Source organism: Streptomyces sp. CB02058, assembly GCF_001905505.1.
GTDB lineage: Bacteria > Actinomycetota > Actinomycetes > Streptomycetales > Streptomycetaceae > Streptomyces.
Genome location: NZ_LIPG01000007.1, coordinates 25,430 through 40,615, shown reverse-complemented (window position 1 = coordinate 40,615; position 15,186 = coordinate 25,430). Strand labels below are relative to the sequence as shown.

The 15,186-nt window shown below is 68.9% G+C and carries 12 protein-coding genes and 3 pseudogenes; 8 read left to right on the top strand and 7 right to left on the bottom strand.

Annotated features, from left to right (window positions below):
- Positions 1–12 precede the first annotated feature (12 nt).
- The 4 genes from AMK10_RS31010 to AMK10_RS30990 form a co-directional block, all read right to left on the bottom strand.
- Positions 13–798, bottom strand: coding sequence for a hypothetical protein (locus tag AMK10_RS31010; RefSeq protein ID WP_079180934.1), 786 nt, complete (start codon positions 796–798; stop codon positions 13–15).
- Complete coding sequence (locus AMK10_RS31005) at positions 795–1,415, bottom strand: ABC transporter ATP-binding protein (protein ID WP_073752858.1); 621 nt, start codon at positions 1,413–1,415, stop codon at positions 795–797. The genes AMK10_RS31010 and AMK10_RS31005 overlap by 4 nt, the downstream gene beginning before the upstream one ends.
- A gap of 740 nt (positions 1,416–2,155) precedes the next feature.
- Complete coding sequence (locus AMK10_RS30995) at positions 2,156–2,917, bottom strand: peptidoglycan recognition protein family protein (RefSeq protein WP_073752112.1); 762 nt, start codon at positions 2,915–2,917, stop codon at positions 2,156–2,158.
- Between the two features lie 125 nt (positions 2,918–3,042).
- Positions 3,043–3,525, bottom strand: a complete 483-nt coding sequence (locus AMK10_RS30990) for a peptidoglycan-binding domain-containing protein (RefSeq protein WP_073752111.1) — start codon at positions 3,523–3,525, stop codon at positions 3,043–3,045.
- Between the two features lie 254 nt (positions 3,526–3,779).
- Between AMK10_RS30990 and AMK10_RS30985 the strand changes: the two genes are divergently transcribed.
- On the top strand, positions 3,780–4,178 hold the full coding sequence (locus AMK10_RS30985; RefSeq protein ID WP_073752110.1) for a hypothetical protein: 399 nt from the start codon (positions 3,780–3,782) through the stop codon (positions 4,176–4,178).
- Here AMK10_RS30985 and AMK10_RS30980 read toward each other — a convergent pair.
- Positions 4,173–4,906 (bottom strand): annotated as a pseudogene (locus tag AMK10_RS30980) (IS5 family transposase); the annotation flags it as partial. The gene AMK10_RS30985 and the pseudogene AMK10_RS30980 sit on opposite strands and share 6 nt — an antisense overlap.
- 111 nt (positions 4,907–5,017) lie before the next feature.
- On the opposite strand from AMK10_RS30980, the gene AMK10_RS30975 reads away from it, so the two are divergent.
- The 3 genes from AMK10_RS30975 to AMK10_RS30965 all read left to right on the top strand — a co-directional run bounded on the left by AMK10_RS30975 (position 5,018) and on the right by AMK10_RS30965 (position 8,025).
- A complete protein-coding gene (locus AMK10_RS30975) occupies positions 5,018–5,923 on the top strand; it encodes an NAD-dependent protein deacetylase (RefSeq protein WP_073752109.1) in 906 nt (301 codons plus the stop codon).
- Positions 5,924–6,132: 209 nt separating this feature from the next.
- Positions 6,133–6,345, top strand: coding sequence for a hypothetical protein (locus AMK10_RS30970; RefSeq protein ID WP_241839729.1), 213 nt, complete (start codon positions 6,133–6,135; stop codon positions 6,343–6,345).
- A 585-nt stretch (positions 6,346–6,930) separates the two neighbouring features.
- Entirely contained in the window at positions 6,931–8,025 is a 1,095-nt protein-coding gene (locus AMK10_RS30965; RefSeq protein WP_073752108.1) for a glycerophosphodiester phosphodiesterase family protein, read from the top strand.
- 429 nt (positions 8,026–8,454) lie between these two features.
- Here the strand turns inward: AMK10_RS30965 and AMK10_RS37370 are convergent, their stop codons facing one another.
- Positions 8,455–8,634 carry a hypothetical protein gene (locus AMK10_RS37370; protein WP_143194995.1) on the bottom strand — a complete coding sequence of 60 codons (180 nt, stop codon included), beginning with the start codon at positions 8,632–8,634 and terminating at the stop codon, positions 8,455–8,457.
- Between the two features lie 427 nt (positions 8,635–9,061).
- On the opposite strand from AMK10_RS37370, the pseudogene AMK10_RS37165 reads away from it, so the two are divergent.
- The 3 genes and pseudogenes from AMK10_RS37165 to AMK10_RS38780 all read left to right on the top strand — a co-directional run.
- Positions 9,062–9,193, top strand: a pseudogene (locus AMK10_RS37165) (SDR family oxidoreductase); the annotation flags it as partial.
- Positions 9,194–9,252: 59 nt separating this feature from the next.
- A complete protein-coding gene (gene ligD / locus AMK10_RS30955) occupies positions 9,253–10,179 on the top strand; it encodes a non-homologous end-joining DNA ligase (RefSeq protein ID WP_073752107.1) in 927 nt (308 codons plus the stop codon).
- Positions 10,180–11,008: 829 nt separating this feature from the next.
- Positions 11,009–11,172, top strand: a pseudogene (locus AMK10_RS38780) (IS5/IS1182 family transposase); the annotation flags it as partial.
- A 21-nt stretch (positions 11,173–11,193) separates the two neighbouring features.
- Here AMK10_RS38780 and AMK10_RS30940 read toward each other — a convergent pair.
- On the bottom strand, positions 11,194–12,357 hold the full coding sequence (locus tag AMK10_RS30940; protein WP_073752106.1) for a glutathione-independent formaldehyde dehydrogenase: 1,164 nt from the start codon (positions 12,355–12,357) through the stop codon (positions 11,194–11,196).
- A gap of 302 nt (positions 12,358–12,659) precedes the next feature.
- Between AMK10_RS30940 and uvrA the strand changes: the two genes are divergently transcribed.
- On the top strand, positions 12,660–15,140 hold the full coding sequence (uvrA, locus tag AMK10_RS30935; RefSeq protein WP_073752105.1) for an excinuclease ABC subunit UvrA: 2,481 nt from the start codon (positions 12,660–12,662) through the stop codon (positions 15,138–15,140).
- Positions 15,141–15,186: the final 46 nt, after the last annotated feature.

The following is a 15,186-nucleotide window of genomic DNA, read 5'->3' as shown; positions in this document are numbered from 1 at the left end:
CACCGAAGCGGCCTACACCACACCTGGCACGGATGCTCGTGCCGACCGGGTGGCGCGGGTGCGCAGAGCGAAGGCGGTCATACCGACCGCCGCCATGCCCAGCGCCCACCCGAAGCCCAGAAGCAGGCAGCTCCAGGGCATCGCGTGCAGGCCGGCGGCCGTCACAGCGGTCTGCACCGCGCCGTGGGCCGGCAGGTATCGCACCAGGGCATGGTCGGATTCCGGGTTGATCAGCGGGTTCTGCAGCAGCAGATCGATCGAGCTGACCATGATGGCCAGGAACATGCCCGCCAGTTCACTGCGGACCACGGCCGCGAGCACGATGCCGATGCTGCCGTAGATCAGCGCCCCGGTGAACATCCCGGCGGCGAACAGCACCGGCTGCACCGGCCGCCAGAACAGATGCGTCCACGCCGTGACGTAGACGGCGACTGCGGCCGCCACCAGGACGAGCGAGACGCACTTCGCCAGGGCCAGAGAGGAGCGCGGAAACCCGGCCTGCACCAGACGCCGGTCGAAAACGGCGGAGCGAGCGGTGGCGACGAACATCATGAACGCGACGACCAGGGTGAGAGCCTGCAGCGCGCCGACGACCTGGGTCAGCACGTTGCCGTCCATGACCACGAAACGCCCGACCGGCCGGACGTAGAAACGCAGCGGTGTCCGCGCCACCACTTCGTAGGCCAACGAGGTCCACAGCGGAACGAACAGAAGCATGATGAGCAGCGCCAGCCGGTTACGGGCCTGCTCGATCAACGCGAACCGCAGCGACGTGCCGAAGCAGATCCGCCGCTTCACGAGGCCACCCCGATCGTGTCGGTCCGCTCGGTCTCCCGCAACACCCCGCCGTCCAGGCGGTACAAGCTGTCGAGACGGGAGGTGTCGTACGCGAGGTGGGAGACCACCAGTACCGCGCATCCCCGGTCTCGCACAGCTGCAGCCAGATCCCAGAACCGCAGATACGTCTCCCAGTCGAAGCCCTGGTACGGCTCGTCCAGGAGCAGCAACTGCGGATCATGCATCAGGGCGAGAACCAGGTTGAGCTTCTGGCGGGTACCGCCGCTGAGCGTCTCCACCCGCTCGTGCCGGTAGCCACTGAAGTTCAGCTCCTCCAGCAGCTCGTAGGCCCGGGTCAGATGGCTGATGCCGTAGGCGGCCTGGAAGAACTGCAGGTGCTGCTCGACGGTGAACGCCTGGTGGAGCACGGTCTCCTGCGGACAGCATCCCAGTCGGCCCGCACGCTCCACCGTGCCGCTGTCCGCGGGGAGGTCCCCGGCCAGGATCCGCAGCAGAGTGCTCTTGCCGGCCCCGTTCTCGCCGACGATGCCCACCAGCTGACCCGGACGGAGATCCAGCGACACCCCGCGCAGAACCGGCCGCCGCCGGTATCCCTTGCGTACGTCCCGCACGTCCAGCACCGGACCAACCGCGCTCACCGCTTCACCCTTCATACCCACCGCCTTCTTCAGCGTCGACCTGCCGCGAGCCGCGCCCGACAGGATGCGGTCACGACCTCATCACCGGCACCGCCCCAGCAACGGCCGGACACAGCGATGCGAAGGGCCCCGACTCAGTCGTGCAACGACGATGAGCGTCACAGGACACGACCGGTAACGCTCCCAAGGTCGGTCCTGGCCCGAGGTCCGGACCGAAGCGATCGCTCCACGTCGTCACAACCGGGCCCGGATCGCCGTACGGTCCGGTCGGCGGGCCACCACGAGGACAGCAAAGGCCGGATAGTCGCCCACCCCGCGTCCGTCATGTCCGACGGATACCGGGCGCATCCGGTCCGGATGGTCGGCCGCGTTGCCGTACACGTGCGCGAGGCAATCGCACGACACGGCAGGCGGGTTGAAGTGAAGGGGCTCGGGCGCGTACAACAACGACAACAGGGCCTCCGGAACCGCTCGGGTGGGATCGCGTCCCCGAGCTACCAGGAGGCCCTGCGTTCATGCACGGACGGCCAGAAGATCACCCGACCAGGAACTCTGTTCGACTTGCACGTTTCAAGATCGGTTGAGATACGGCTTCCTGGACGCCTCAAAGCTAGTCAGAAGTCGCGCTCGTCTTGCAAGCGGACACCTCAAACCGGGACGGAACGCCTCACGGAGGGACTGCACCGGGGCCGTGCCCAGCCACCGGCACCCGGCCCGCCTCAACCGGCGAGGAGTTCGGCGACCTGCCGGCGGATATAGGGCAGGTCGTTGTGGAGCATGCCGGGGCATTCGGTGCTCGCCCAGTCCCGATGCCCGCCAAGGCCCGGAACGGTCCGCACCACGTCGCTGACGGGGTTGCGGTAGACCACGTCGGCCAGCGGGTCCACCCCGTGCCGCCGTGCGAGTTCAGCCAGGAGGCGGGCCAGTGAGACGCGCGCTTCCGGGGTCGCGGACTGTGCGGTGGTGAAGGTGCCCAGCAGGGCGATGCCGACGTTTCCGGAGTTGTATCCCCCGATGTGGGCGGCGGTGACCAGGCGTCCCGCCGCGTCGTGCGCGGGTGTCCCGTCGGTGCCCGACCAGCGCCCCTCGTACACCAGGCCGCTCGCGTCGATCAGGTAGTGGTAGCCGAGGTCGCCGTACTCAGCGGCGTCGGTGCGGTAGATCGCGCGCACCCGTGCGGCCGGGGCCAGGCTGTCGCCGCCGTCCGCGGTGTGGTGCACCGTCAGGGTCTGGACCGGATAGTAGGCGGGGGGCCAGCGCTCGGTGCCGGCGGCGGTGTGGCGCAAGGCTTCGTCAGCTCCCCACTGGGCGCGGGTCAGCAGCGGATAGGCGGCGGCCGAGGTGGCCGCCGCGGCCGGGAGCGCTGCCGTACCCAGTACGGCCGCGGCACCCAGCACGCCGAGGAAACTCCGGCGCGGCAGCGGGGAGAGGGATGCGGGGTGTCTGGTGCCCGGTAGGTCGTGCCGGTCGGGGAAGTCCATGGGGTGTGTCTCCCTGTGCGTTCTCATAGGGGAAGGACGGCCATGTCGCCGTACGGGCCGCTGCCCCGCCTCCCCGAGGGGAAAACGGGCAGCGGTGCGCGTGTGCGGTCGGAGGCGAGGGCGGGTCAGCAGCGGTGGGTACCGGCGAAGTTCCAGAACGCAGACTTGGTGGCGGGTCCGGCCATCCCGTCGACGGTGAGGCTGGCGCCGTGGAGGTTGAGGTACCTCTGCAGCCCCTTGATCGTGTTGGGGCCGGCGATTCCGTCGATGGAGTCGCTGTAGTAGTTCAGGTATTTGAACAGGTTCTGCGCTGCTTTCCAGCTGCTCTCGCCCAGCTTGCCGTCGATGGTGCCCGGGCCGGGGAAACGATAGTCGATCGCCCGGTCGCGCAGCAGGCACTGCCAGCTCTTGGCGTGGGCGGTGTCCAGTCCCAGGTTGTTCTCGGCGAGCACGCCGATGGCCTCCGTGCTCGCCGCCGACGCCGTTGCGGACATCGTGGACGAGGCGGGGGCCGCGAAGCTGGTGCCCGCGCCGGTCAGGGAGCCGACGGTAAGCGCGGCGACGGTCGCGGTGGTGACACACGCCCGCTTCATGATCTTCGATCGCATCCGGAAATTCCTCTTCGTCTCGTGGACTGCCCAGTGCTGCATCGGGATTCGAGACGACCTTGCCAGCCGCCTGTGATCCTTCACATACTTTTGCGCGCACGCGCAAAAGACGAGGCAGGCGAGGGGAATCCGATGCTCCGTATCCATTTCACGGATGCCGATTCAAAGAGAGTTTTGTCCCGGCGGGAGAGTTTGATATGACTCGCGCTGTGAGGCGGGTTGGGACACACGCGGAGGCGTGTGAGGATCCGTCCGTGGAGTGCGATGTGTGTGGACGTGCGATGTGGCAATGGCCGACACTGCCGACAGCCTGGGAAGAGGAGATCTGGTCCTGTTCCTGGTGCTACGCCTCCACCCATGTGGGTGGCGAGTGGTTCGTGGTCGCGCGGCCGCCGTACTTGCCCGTGGACATGCGTTGGGAGCGGGCCGTCGCGGACGGCCTCACCGTCGACGTCTCCCATGCTTTCGGCATCTTCGACAGGACGCTGTGCGGAATCCAGGTGGCCGGCATGTCACCGTCGGATTACTGGTGGCTGCCGGAGCGGGAGAACGCCTGTGGCGCCTGCCGGGATATGGCGGGTGTCATCGATGGCCGCTGGCCGCAGGCGTTGAGGGGCGAGGACGCGCGGGTCAGCGTGGCTCGGCGGCTATGAGTCCTTCCAGTTCGGAGTGGACTCTCGTGTGAGCCTGCGGCTCATCAGGTCGATCATCGCGAGGCGGATCATCGCTTCGCAGCGGTGCGGGTGGGTTTCGTAGTCGCGGGCGAGGCGGCGGTGATTCATGAGCCAGCCGAATGTCGGCTCGACGACCCAGCGCCGGGGGATGGTCTTGAAGCCCTTCTGGCCAGGGTCGCGGCGGGTGACTTCGACGTCGATGCCGAGGGTGGCGCCGTGGTCGAAGCCTTGGTTCGATAACCGCTGTCGGCCCATGCCTTGGTGATTCTGGGGTGGGCCTTGGCGATGCGCGAGAGCAGGTGGATCCCGTCGGCGTTGTCGGGGACGCCGGCCGCGGTGACCCAGACCGCGAGGAGGAGGCCGAGGGTGTCGACGCCGATGTGGCACTTGCGGCCCGCGATCTTCTTGCCCGCGTCGAAGCCCTGGCCGGTGGCCGGAACGTTGGCGGACGTCTTGATGCTCTGGGTGTCCAGGACGCATGCGCTCGGTTCGGCGTCCCGGCCTGCGGCCTCTCGGACAAGTCGGCGCAGCAGGCCGTTGAGCTGGTCAAACACGCCGTCCTTCTGCCAGGCGGCGCAGTATCCGTGACCGGTTTCCCACGGCGCGAAGTCGTGGGGAAGAGAGCGCCAGGGGATCCCGGTCCGGTCCACGTACAACACCGCGCCCATGATCCGGCGCAGGTCGTGCTCAGGCGGTCGCCCGAAGGAGACCCCGCAGGCGGCACGGTCCGGGCGTCGGCCGTGGGGGTCGCAGCAGCCGCAGCAAGGTGCTGGCGGCGCGGGGCAGGGGATGGCAGCCTGTTCCGTACCCTGGGGGTTATGCGTATGCGCCCCACTCTGAGCTGGACTCCTATCGGGGACCCGTCCCCGGGCGCCACGACCCTGGAGCCGGTCGTGGACGCGCTGGACACCGGTGGTGTGCTGGTGCTCAGCGGGGCCGGCCTCTCCACGGAGTCGGGTATCCCCGACTACCGAGGGGAGGGCGGGAGCCTGAGCCGGCACACGCCGATGACCTACCAGGACTTCACCGGCAGTGCCCAGGCCCGTCGCCGGTACTGGGCGCGCAGCCATCTCGGCTGGCGTACCTTCGGTCGTGCCCGTCCCAACGCCGGGCACCGAGCCGTCGCCGCGTTCGGGCGGCACGGCCTGCTCACCGGTGTGATCACCCAGAACGTCGACGGCTTGCACCAGGCCGCGGGCAGTGATGGCGTCGTGGACATCCACGGGAGCCTGGACCGGGTTGTTTGCCTATCCTGCGGGCACGTCAGCCCGCGACGCGAACTGGCCGGGCGCCTGGAGGTGGCCAACGCGGGCTTCGGACCGGTGGACGCCGCGATCAACCCGGACGGTGACGCCGACCTCACCGACGAGCAGGTGGGCGAGTTCCAGGTGCTGCCCTGCACGGTCTGCGGCGGCGTCCTCAAACCGGACGTGGTGTTCTTCGGTGAAGCCGTACCCCCGTCACGGGTCCAGCACTGCCGGGCTCTGGTCCGCGAGGCGACGGCCCTGCTGGTCCTGGGCTCCTCGCTGACGGTCATGTCCGGGCTCCGCTTCGTCCGCCAGGCCGACCAGGCCGGAACGCCCGTGCTGATCATTAACCGGGATCCGACCAGGGGTGACCGGCACGCTGCCATCCGGATCTCTCTCCCGCTGGGAGCGGCACTCACTGCTGTCGCCGACCGTCTGGGTATCACGACCGACGACGAGGCGGCGGGGTCGATGTGACGGCGGGCACCACCGTGAGGTGACATGTCTCGAGGTGACCTCGGCCCCGTGATCTGCACAAGCCAGGTACGGAAACCGTCGGCGACGACGCGCGGTCGCCTCCAGCGGCGCCTGTGCCGGACAGCACCGACACCTACGATAAAGCTCCGGGTGGTCGTCGCGGTCCTCGGCGGGCTGGCACACAGGGCCTGCGTCGCCGACCGACGATCGTGCGCGGCAGCGATCTCGAAGAAGGCCTGAGCCAAGGCCTGCCAGCGGTGTGGAGCCGGCATGTCGGCGCCCCGGTACTCGCCGGCAATGTCACCCGGCGGGTCGACTTCGCGTTGTTGATGGTCGAGGCGCTGACCGACGACCGGCTGGTCCAGGAGGTCCTGGCGATCGTGGGCGGCCGGACGCCGACCGCGCTCGCGACCCCGGCATGACATACCCCCCAGGACACCAGGACCCTCAGCACGCCGTCGCGGCTGGCGACCGCACAGCCACCCATCCGGCCGGCTGAAGCCACGCGGCGCACTCCCCTCGTGAAAACTTCCCGGACCGGCGGGACCTGAAGCGCCGCTGCGGGGAGGCACTGGTCATCAGTCCCACGCTCCGCGTTGACGCCCCGATTTCGCCAGCACCGCGCCCGAACTCGCCCAGTGCTGCTGCACACCGCCAGCCGCCGGGACGGAGCCCCTGGGAGGGCTCACGGGTGACGACCTGCTGCCCGGCTGGGACAAGGACGGGGCGCTGGGTGCCACCCGCTCCTCCGACCGTCTCGTCAGCGCGATGCTTTGGCGGGGCGGCGGAGGCACCCTGGCACGCGGTACGGCATGGCGTCGTAGGTAGTGCCTGGCGCCTGCTGGTGGTCGGCGCAGGCAGGGTCTCAACGAATCACGACGTTGGCACGGTCGGCATGCGCGCGTCATGGAAAGTTCTCCTGCGCGAAGACCGGTCGGTGAGGGTGGCGGTGGCCGTACCCGAACGAAGGGCGTGGCCGTCGTCCGACGACGGAGAGGATTTCCCCTATGAGATCGCGCCTGCACAGAGCGGTCACGGCCGCCGTACTGGCTGCCGCTGGCTGCGCCGGACTCCTGACGGCCTCGCCCGCCTCGGCTGCCGGGAACGGGCCCGGCCACAGGCCCCGGCACTTCGACCTTCAGGCTCACCGGGGCGGGCTCGGGCTGACGGTGGAGAGCACGCTCGCCTCCTTCTCACGCGGACTGGAGGTCGGGGTGAGCACCCTGGAACTCGATGTGCAGATCACCGAGGACAAGCGGGCGGTGGTAACTCACGACCGCCGCATCTCGGCGGCGAAGTGCCGGGACACCGGGCCGGTGGCGGCGGGGGACCCGGAGTACCCCTACGTGGGTAAATACATCGTGAACCTGTCGCTGGCCCAAGTACGGACCCTGGACTGCGGTACGCAGACACTGCCGCAGTTCCCGGGGCAGCGGCCGAGTCCGGGGGCCCAAATGCCTCTGCTCACGGAGGTCTTCGACCTGGTCGAGGAGCGCAAGGCGCACCGGGTCGGGCTGAACGTGGAGACGAAAGTCGAGGCGGGGGCACCGCACGAGACGGCGCCGCGCGAGGACTTTGTCCAGGTGGTAGCGCGGGAAGTGCGCGCCTCAGGGCTGGCCCGGCGGGTCACGGTGCAGAGCTTCGACTGGGGGGCGCTGATGCGGATGCGCCAGGTCGCGCCCGAACTGCGCCTCGTCGCGCTCACCAACGGCAACCAGTTCCTGCAGCCCGGGCAACCCGGTGGCTCGCCCTGGCTGGGCGGTTTGGACATCGATGACTTCGGCGGCGACCCGGTGGCGGCCGTCGCCTCCTTCGGCGCGGACGCCTTCTCCCCCGTGCACGGCTCACCTCAGGATGGCAAGGTCACCGATTCCGGATATGCCCCCTACACCACGCGGGAGTTGGTGCGTCGAGCGCACGAAGCCGGGATCAAGGTGATCCCGTGGACCGTCGACGACGAGGCGACCATGCGCAAGCTGATGGACGACGGAGTGGACGGAATGATCACCGACTACCCGGACCGTCTGCGTGCGGTGATGGCCGAGCGTCACCTGAAGCTGCCCAAACGGTATGCCGCGCCACCGCTCGTGCCGCAGAACTAAACGCGCCCGCCGAAGTCGTCGGGCTGGGCGTCTTCTGCGGCCGTGTTGGTCCAAGAGGTCCTCCCACAGCTCCGGGGTATGGCCCCGCATGCGGGAAGTCCCGCCTTCTTCGGCGTAGCGCTTGCGGTGCGAAACCGGGCCGTGGAGGTCAGGGAGTGTCGCCCTCCCATACCCACGGGCTGGTCCACGCTTTCGTCCGACCCCCCTCCCCGGCGTGGGTCAGGCTGCTGTGCAGCCCTTCGATCTCGCCGAGCCAGCCTTCCCCTTTTGGCTTCCATGATGCGTGTGAGGAGGTTGTCACGGATTTCGACAAACCGGGGACGTTCTGTCATGTGGACGATCAGGGCTTTGGACACAAGCTTCTCTGAACTAGATCAACGAGAGGCCGAGGCCGTGTCAGTGGCTCCTGTTAGGGTCCGCGCCGTGACCTCAACCGATCATTTGCTCGCATTGATCCGGGACACCCCCGGCATCGCTGACCTGCTGCATTCGTCTTTCGAGTTCGGGATCTTCCGCAAAGATCACGGTGAGGCGGTCCGAGCGGCCTCGGGTGCCGCTCTGGACGCCATCGCCGGTGACTGGACCGGCGGAACCTTCTTTCTGTGCCATGACGAGGACGGGCGGCGGCCCGTGGTGTTCGCAAGTTCCGAGGGACAGGGCGGTGTGATCGCTGGCGACTTGAAGGCAGGGTTGGAGATCATTACCGGCCTGGCTTACTGGCAGGACTGTCTGAACTTCTCCGGTGGCGGGAGTTTGGAGGCAATGGAGGACACCGCTGTGAGCAACTGTTCTTACGAGCATGTGGCCCATGCCGACGTGCTCTGCGGCGGCCAGGGAGCGGTTTCCGTAAGGTCAGCGGCTTCATCGAGGTACGGCCATGGCGCTGTTCCTACGTGCGATCGCTCTACTGCCGAGCAGTCCGTACGAAGGCAGCCCGTACGGCGCTCACCGAGCGTCGGGCTCGATAGTGACCACGGCAGGACGTGTCCACTCTTGGCGACGTGCCCGCAGCTCCATCCCAGGGGGCAACCTGCGCCGGACGTCGCAGCTGGGCCGCCCTGCGCAGCCGGCGGAGATGGCCCCCGCGTATGTGTTCCTGGCTTCTGAGCACGCGAGTTTCATCACCGCGGAGATCATGAACGCCACCGGAGGCACTCCGCTTCCCTGATCCGGCTTGGGAAGCAGGGGAGGGGACAACGAGAGCACTGGGGTGAAGGAGGAGGCGGTGTGAGTTCAGACGTCGGGCTACGGATCGGGCGACGCACGGTCACCGTCAAGCGGGCCGACAAGGTGCTGTTCCCGAGGGACGGCATCACGAAGGCCGATCTCGCCGAGCACTATCGGCGTGTGGCGCCGCGGATGCTGCCCGAGCTGCGCGGCAGACCCCTGATGCTCGAGCGGATGCCGGACGGCACCGACGGAGACCGCTCCTATCAGAAGGCGGCCTCCGACTACTTCCCCGAGTGGATCCATCGTGCCACGGTGGCCAAGGAAGATGGCGACGTCACGCATGTGGTCTGCGATGACACGGCAACTTTGGTCTATCTCGCCGGCCAGGCGTGCGTCACCCCGCACCGCTGGCTGAGCCGCGCCGACGAACCGCGCCTCCCCGACCGCCTGGTCTTCGACCTGGACCCGCCCGCTGACGACTTCGAACCGGTACGCCGAGCGGCTCAGCGCCTGCACGAACTGCTCGAGGAGCTGGAGCTCCCCTCGGGCCTGATGACCACAGGCTCACGAGGGCTCCATGTCGTCGTGCCGCTGAACCGGCGGGACGATGCCGACGAGGTGCTGGCGCTCGCCCGCGCAATGGCCCGGACACTGGCCTCGCGGTACGAGCAGGAGCTGACGACCGAGCCCCGTAAGAACGCCCGCAAGGGGCGCCTGTATCTGGATGTCGCGCGCAACGGCTACGCCCAGACCGTCGTCGCGCCGTTCGCCGTCCGGTCCAGGCCGGGCGCGCCCGTGGCCGTGCCGCTGGACTGGGACGAACTGGACGACCCCGAAGTGACCGCACGCCGGTGGACGGTGACTGACCTCGGCGATCGCCTGGAGAAGAAGCCGTGGGAGGGGCTCGCGCGCCACGGCCGCGGCGTGACTGCGGTGAACCGGCGCCTGCGAAAACTTGCACGGAGCGAGGGTGGTGCGAAGTGACGGGCAGGGGGGCGGCTCGGGGGAGTGCCTTCGCGGCCGTTCCACGCGCCCAGGGCCACGACAGGTCCACGACTGGGTTCTGTCCCCTGTGATTGGCGTCGGGCCCAGATGAGGATTGCGGCGAAGGTGTGGGGTGCCGCCCGCCGGTGTGCGTTGCCCGAGCGGAGAATCCAGTTGCCTGGGCTGTCAGTCCGTCCGCAGACTCACGATCATGATGTCTCACGCACGCGGCCTGGTCCTCGACCGCTTCCGCTGGATGGGCGGCCACGCCGACGTCTGGCAGATCTTTCGTGACCCCGAAGCGTTCGCTGCGGTGGCCCGCGGACTGGCCGGGCCGTTCCGGGAAGACGGCGTCACCGCAGTCTGCGGTATCGAGTCACGTGGATTCCTGCTCGGCGCTGCAGCCGCCGTCGAGCTCGGCGTCGGCTTCGTCGCGGACGCAAGGGCGAGGGGAATCTTTCCTGGGAAGAAGATTACCCGGCGCAGCGACCCCGACTACCGGGGTACTCGCCAGGAGCTGCGTCTGCAGCGGACGGCGGTGGGCCCTGAGGACCGAGTGCTGCTGGTCGACGACTGGATCGAGACGGGCAGTCAGGCGTGGGCAGTGCGGTCGATTGCGGGCAGTGGGCCGGCTGTTCCGTCGTCGTTGACCAGACGGCCTCGGACCGGGGGACGGACCTGGGCGTTCGCAGCATTGTCACCGCCGCCGAACTTCCCTCCTGGGACGGGTATTCCTGACGCGTGTCCGTCCGGCTGGTCAGTCAGTTCACTGGACGTGCCTGCCCGATTAGTGATCCCTGGTGCACTGTGGGACCGGATCGCGGCATTGATGCCGGCCGATCCGATCCGGTTCGCGGGCGGCGATGGGCCGACCACTGCCGCAGACTTGAGGCCACCGCGTGGAAGTACCGCACCAGTTCGCCGTGTCCCAGAGCGTGGTCACCACCCCGCGCCAGGTTGCTCACTCCGGCAGCGGCGGGCCACTGCCGCCGCTGCCGGGATCGGGGCTCCGGTCTACGCGGGCACGGACTCGGGGTGCAGGACCACCTTTGTCCATCCCGGGCCGCGCTTGTCGAAGTTCTCATACGCGCTGGGCGCCTCGTCGAGCGGGAGCTCGTGCGAGACCAGGAAGGACGGTTCAGCCTCGCCGCCGGCGATCAGATCGCGCAGTGCGCGGTTGTACCGCTTGACCGGTGCCTGTCCGGTGCCCATGCTCTGGCCCTTGAACCACATGAGCCCGTAGTCCAGAGGAATCTTGCCCTGGGCCTCCAGATCGTTCTGGGCTTCCTTCCCGCCGGGGTCCTCGGGCAGGAACACGCCGACGACGCCGAGCCGACCGGTGAAGCGCACTGCGTCGATCAGTTGGTTGAGCGTGAGGGACGCGTCCTCCTGGCCCTGCGGGTCGTGGGCCTGGTAGCCGACACACTCGCAGCCGTTGTCCGCACCGAGTCCGAGGGTGGCTTCCTTGACCACCTCGGCCGGGTCCTCCTTGCTCGTGTCGATCGCGATCGCGCCCACGTGCTCCGCCAGCGCCAGCCGGTCCGGGTGGTGGTCGGCGACCCACACCCGCCCGGCACCCTTGAGCACGGCGGAGTACGCGGCCATCAGGCCGACCGGGCCGGCCCCGAAGACCACGGTCTGGTCGCCCGGCTTCACACCGGCCATCTCCGTGGCGTGGTAGCCCGTCGGGAAGATGTCCGCGAGCATCACGTAGTCCTTCTGCCGCTCGAGGGCGTCCTCGCCGAGCCGCAGCGCGTTGAAGTCGCCGTACGGGACGCGCAGGTACTCCGCCTGTCCACCTGCGTAGGGTCCCATCTCGGCGAACCCGTACGCCGCTCCCGCCATGGCGGGCTCGGGCTGCATGGTGAGGCAGTAGTTCGTCAGCCCCTGCTCGCACTGCTTGCAGAAGCCGCATGCGATGTTGAAGGGCAGGACGACGTACTCTCCCACCTTCACCTTGCTGACCCCGGAGCCGACCTCGACCACCTCGCCCATGTTCTCGTGCCCGAGGCTGCGCCCCTGCTCGAAGGACGTACGGCCCTCGTACATGTGCAGGTCCGAGCCACAGATGTTCGTGGAGGTGATCCGGACGATGATGTCGTTGGGCTGTTCGATCCTGGCGTCGGGGACCTCGCTGACGCTGACGTCGTGCGGGCCGTTGTACACCACTGCCTTCATGTCGAGCCACGCTTCCCGACCACTCGGCCACGGCCCCGAGTCACCGTCCCCAGCGGCAGGGCGCGGGTGATCCGCTCACTTCTCCAGGGCACCCGTCGCGGCCGCTCGTACCGGCGCCGGTCCGTGCCGGGCTCATTCGACCAGTGTGGCACCGGCCGGACGGCGTGGCGAACGCGCGACGAGCCACCGGGCCGGGCGCCCTACGGAGATGGTGAATCCCGGGTGGTCCGTCCTGCCGTCGCGCGGCCCGGTGACGGCGCGCATGTCGCGCGGGTCCCGGCGCAATCAGGTACTCAGGAAGGGTGAACAAGGACGCGTCCGACCCCTTTGCGCATGTCCGGGGCGCCAGTGAGAACAACCTGCGGAACATCGATGTCGACGTTCCGCGGGACGCCATGGTCGCCTTCACCGGCGTCTCCGGTTCGGGCAAGTCCTCGCTCGCGTTCGGCACGCTCTACGCGGAGGCCCAGCGGCGCTACTTCGAGTCCGTAGCACCGTACGCCCGAAGGCTGTTGCAACAAGTCGGCGCACCGCACGTGGAGGAAATCACGGGACTGCCGCCGGCCGTGGCCCTGCAGCAGCGACGCGGGGCGCCCAGTTCGCGCTCGACGGTCGGCACCATCACCACGCTGTCCAATCTGCTGCGCATGCTGTACTCCCGCGCCGGCACCTATCCGCCCCGGGCCGCACGGCTGGAAGCCGAGTCGTTCTCACCCAACACCGCGGCCGGCGCCTGCCCGGAGTGCCACGGACTGGGCGTCGTCCACGACGTCGCCGAGGAACTCCTCGTCCCGGACCCCTCGCTTAGCATCCGCGAGGGGGCGATCGCAGCCTGGCCGGGTGCCTGGCAGGGCGCCAACCTGCGCAGCGTCGTGAGCGGTCTGGGGATCGACATCGACCGACCATGGCGCAGGCTCAGGAAGAAGGACCGGGACTGGCTGCTGTACACGGACGAGCAGCCCTCCGTGTACATCGAGCCGGAGGAGGACCGCGTCGACTACGGCTACCAGGGCAAGTTCTGGAGCGCCCGTAAGCACGTCATGCATGTCCTCGCCGACTCCAAGAGCGAGAAGATGCGCGAACGGGCGCTCCGGTTCGTCAGGAGTGTGCCCTGCCCGGAGTGTCACGGCAGCGGACTGCGGCCCGAGGCGCTCGCCGTGACCTTCGCCGGACATTCCATCGCCGAAATCAACGCGATGCCGTTCGCCGAAGTCGCGGCGCTGCTGCGGCCCGTCGCAAGGCGGTCGAAGGCCGACGCCACCACATCGACCGCCCGGTCCGGGGAGACGACCGAGGTCGCGGTCCGGATCTGCGGCGATCTGGTCGCGCGGGTCGACGTACTGCTCGACCTGGGCCTGGGATATCTCAGCCTCAGGCGTCGCTCGACGACCCTGTCGCCCGGCGAAGCGCAGCGCCTGCGGATCGCCACCCAGCTGCGCTCCGGGCTGTTCGGCGTCGTCTACGTCCTCGACGAACCCTCCGCGGGCCTGCACCCGGCAGATGCGGAACCGCTGCTGAACGTGCTGGACCGCCTCAAGACGGCCGGCAACTCGCTGTTCGTCGTGGAGCACGACATGGACGTCGTACGGCGGGCGGACTGGGTGGTCGACATCGGCCCCGGCGCGGGCGAGGGCGGCGGGCGCGTGCTGTACAGCGGCCCGGTCGCCGGTCTTGAGCGGGTGAGGGAGTCGGTCACGGGCCAGTACCTGTTCGGGCGCGCCAAGCTGCTCGATCACCGCCCGCGTACACCGCACGGCTGGCTTCACCTGAGCGGCGTCTCCCGTCACAATCTGCACGACGTGTCCATCGACGTACCGCTCTGCGTACTGACGGCGGTGACAGGCGTGTCAGGTTCCGGAAAGTCGACGCTGGTGACGCAGGTGCTCGCCGAGGTCGTCCGCGGCCACCTCGGACTCGTACCCGAGGAGTCCGACGAGGCGCAGCTGGAGGTCGACGTCCAGGACGCGTCAGGGGTCGAGTCGTTCGACCGGCTGGTCCGCGTCGACCAACGGCCCATCGGCCGGACTCCCCGGTCCAACCTGGCCACGTACACGGGGATGTTCGCCGCGGTGCGCAAGCTGTACGCGGAGACGGACGAGGCCAGGGCGCGCGGCTACTCTGCCGGGCGGTTCTCCTTCAACGTGCCCGAAGGGCGGTGCGAGACCTGCCAGGGCGAAGGGTTCGTCGCGGTGGAACTGCTCTTCCTGCCTGGCACCTATGCGCCGTGCCCTACCTGCCAGGGCGCCCGGTACAACGCCGAAACGCTGGAGATCACCTATCGCGGCAAGAACATCGCGGAAGTGCTGGGGCTGTCCGTCGACGCCGCCGCCACGTTCCTGTCCGCCGTCCCGGCCGCCTCCCGCAGTCTGGAGACCTTGCGCGAGGTGGGACTGGGATACCTGCGGCTGGGGCAGCCCGCGACGGAGCTCAGCGGTGGTGAGGCGCAACGCATCAAACTGGCCACCGAACTGCAGCGGGCCCGCCGCGGCCACGCGCTCTACCTGCTCGACGAGCCGACGGCGGGGCTGCACCCCTCGGACATCGCACTGCTGCTGCGACAACTGCACCGGCTTGTCGACGCCGGCAACACGGTTGTCCTCGTCGAACACGACCTGGACACGATCGTCACCGCCGACTGGGTCATCGACCTCGGTCCGGGCGGCGGCGACGCCGGCGGGCGAGTCGTCGCGGCGGGCCCGCCGGCCAAGGTGGCGAGGGCCCGCCGCAGCGCCACCGCGCCCTACCTCGCGGCCCGGCTCGCGGGCTCGGCGCGAGGGGGCTGAGCACCGGTCACAGGGAGCAGGACCCGTACGGGGAGAGCGAGAAGGG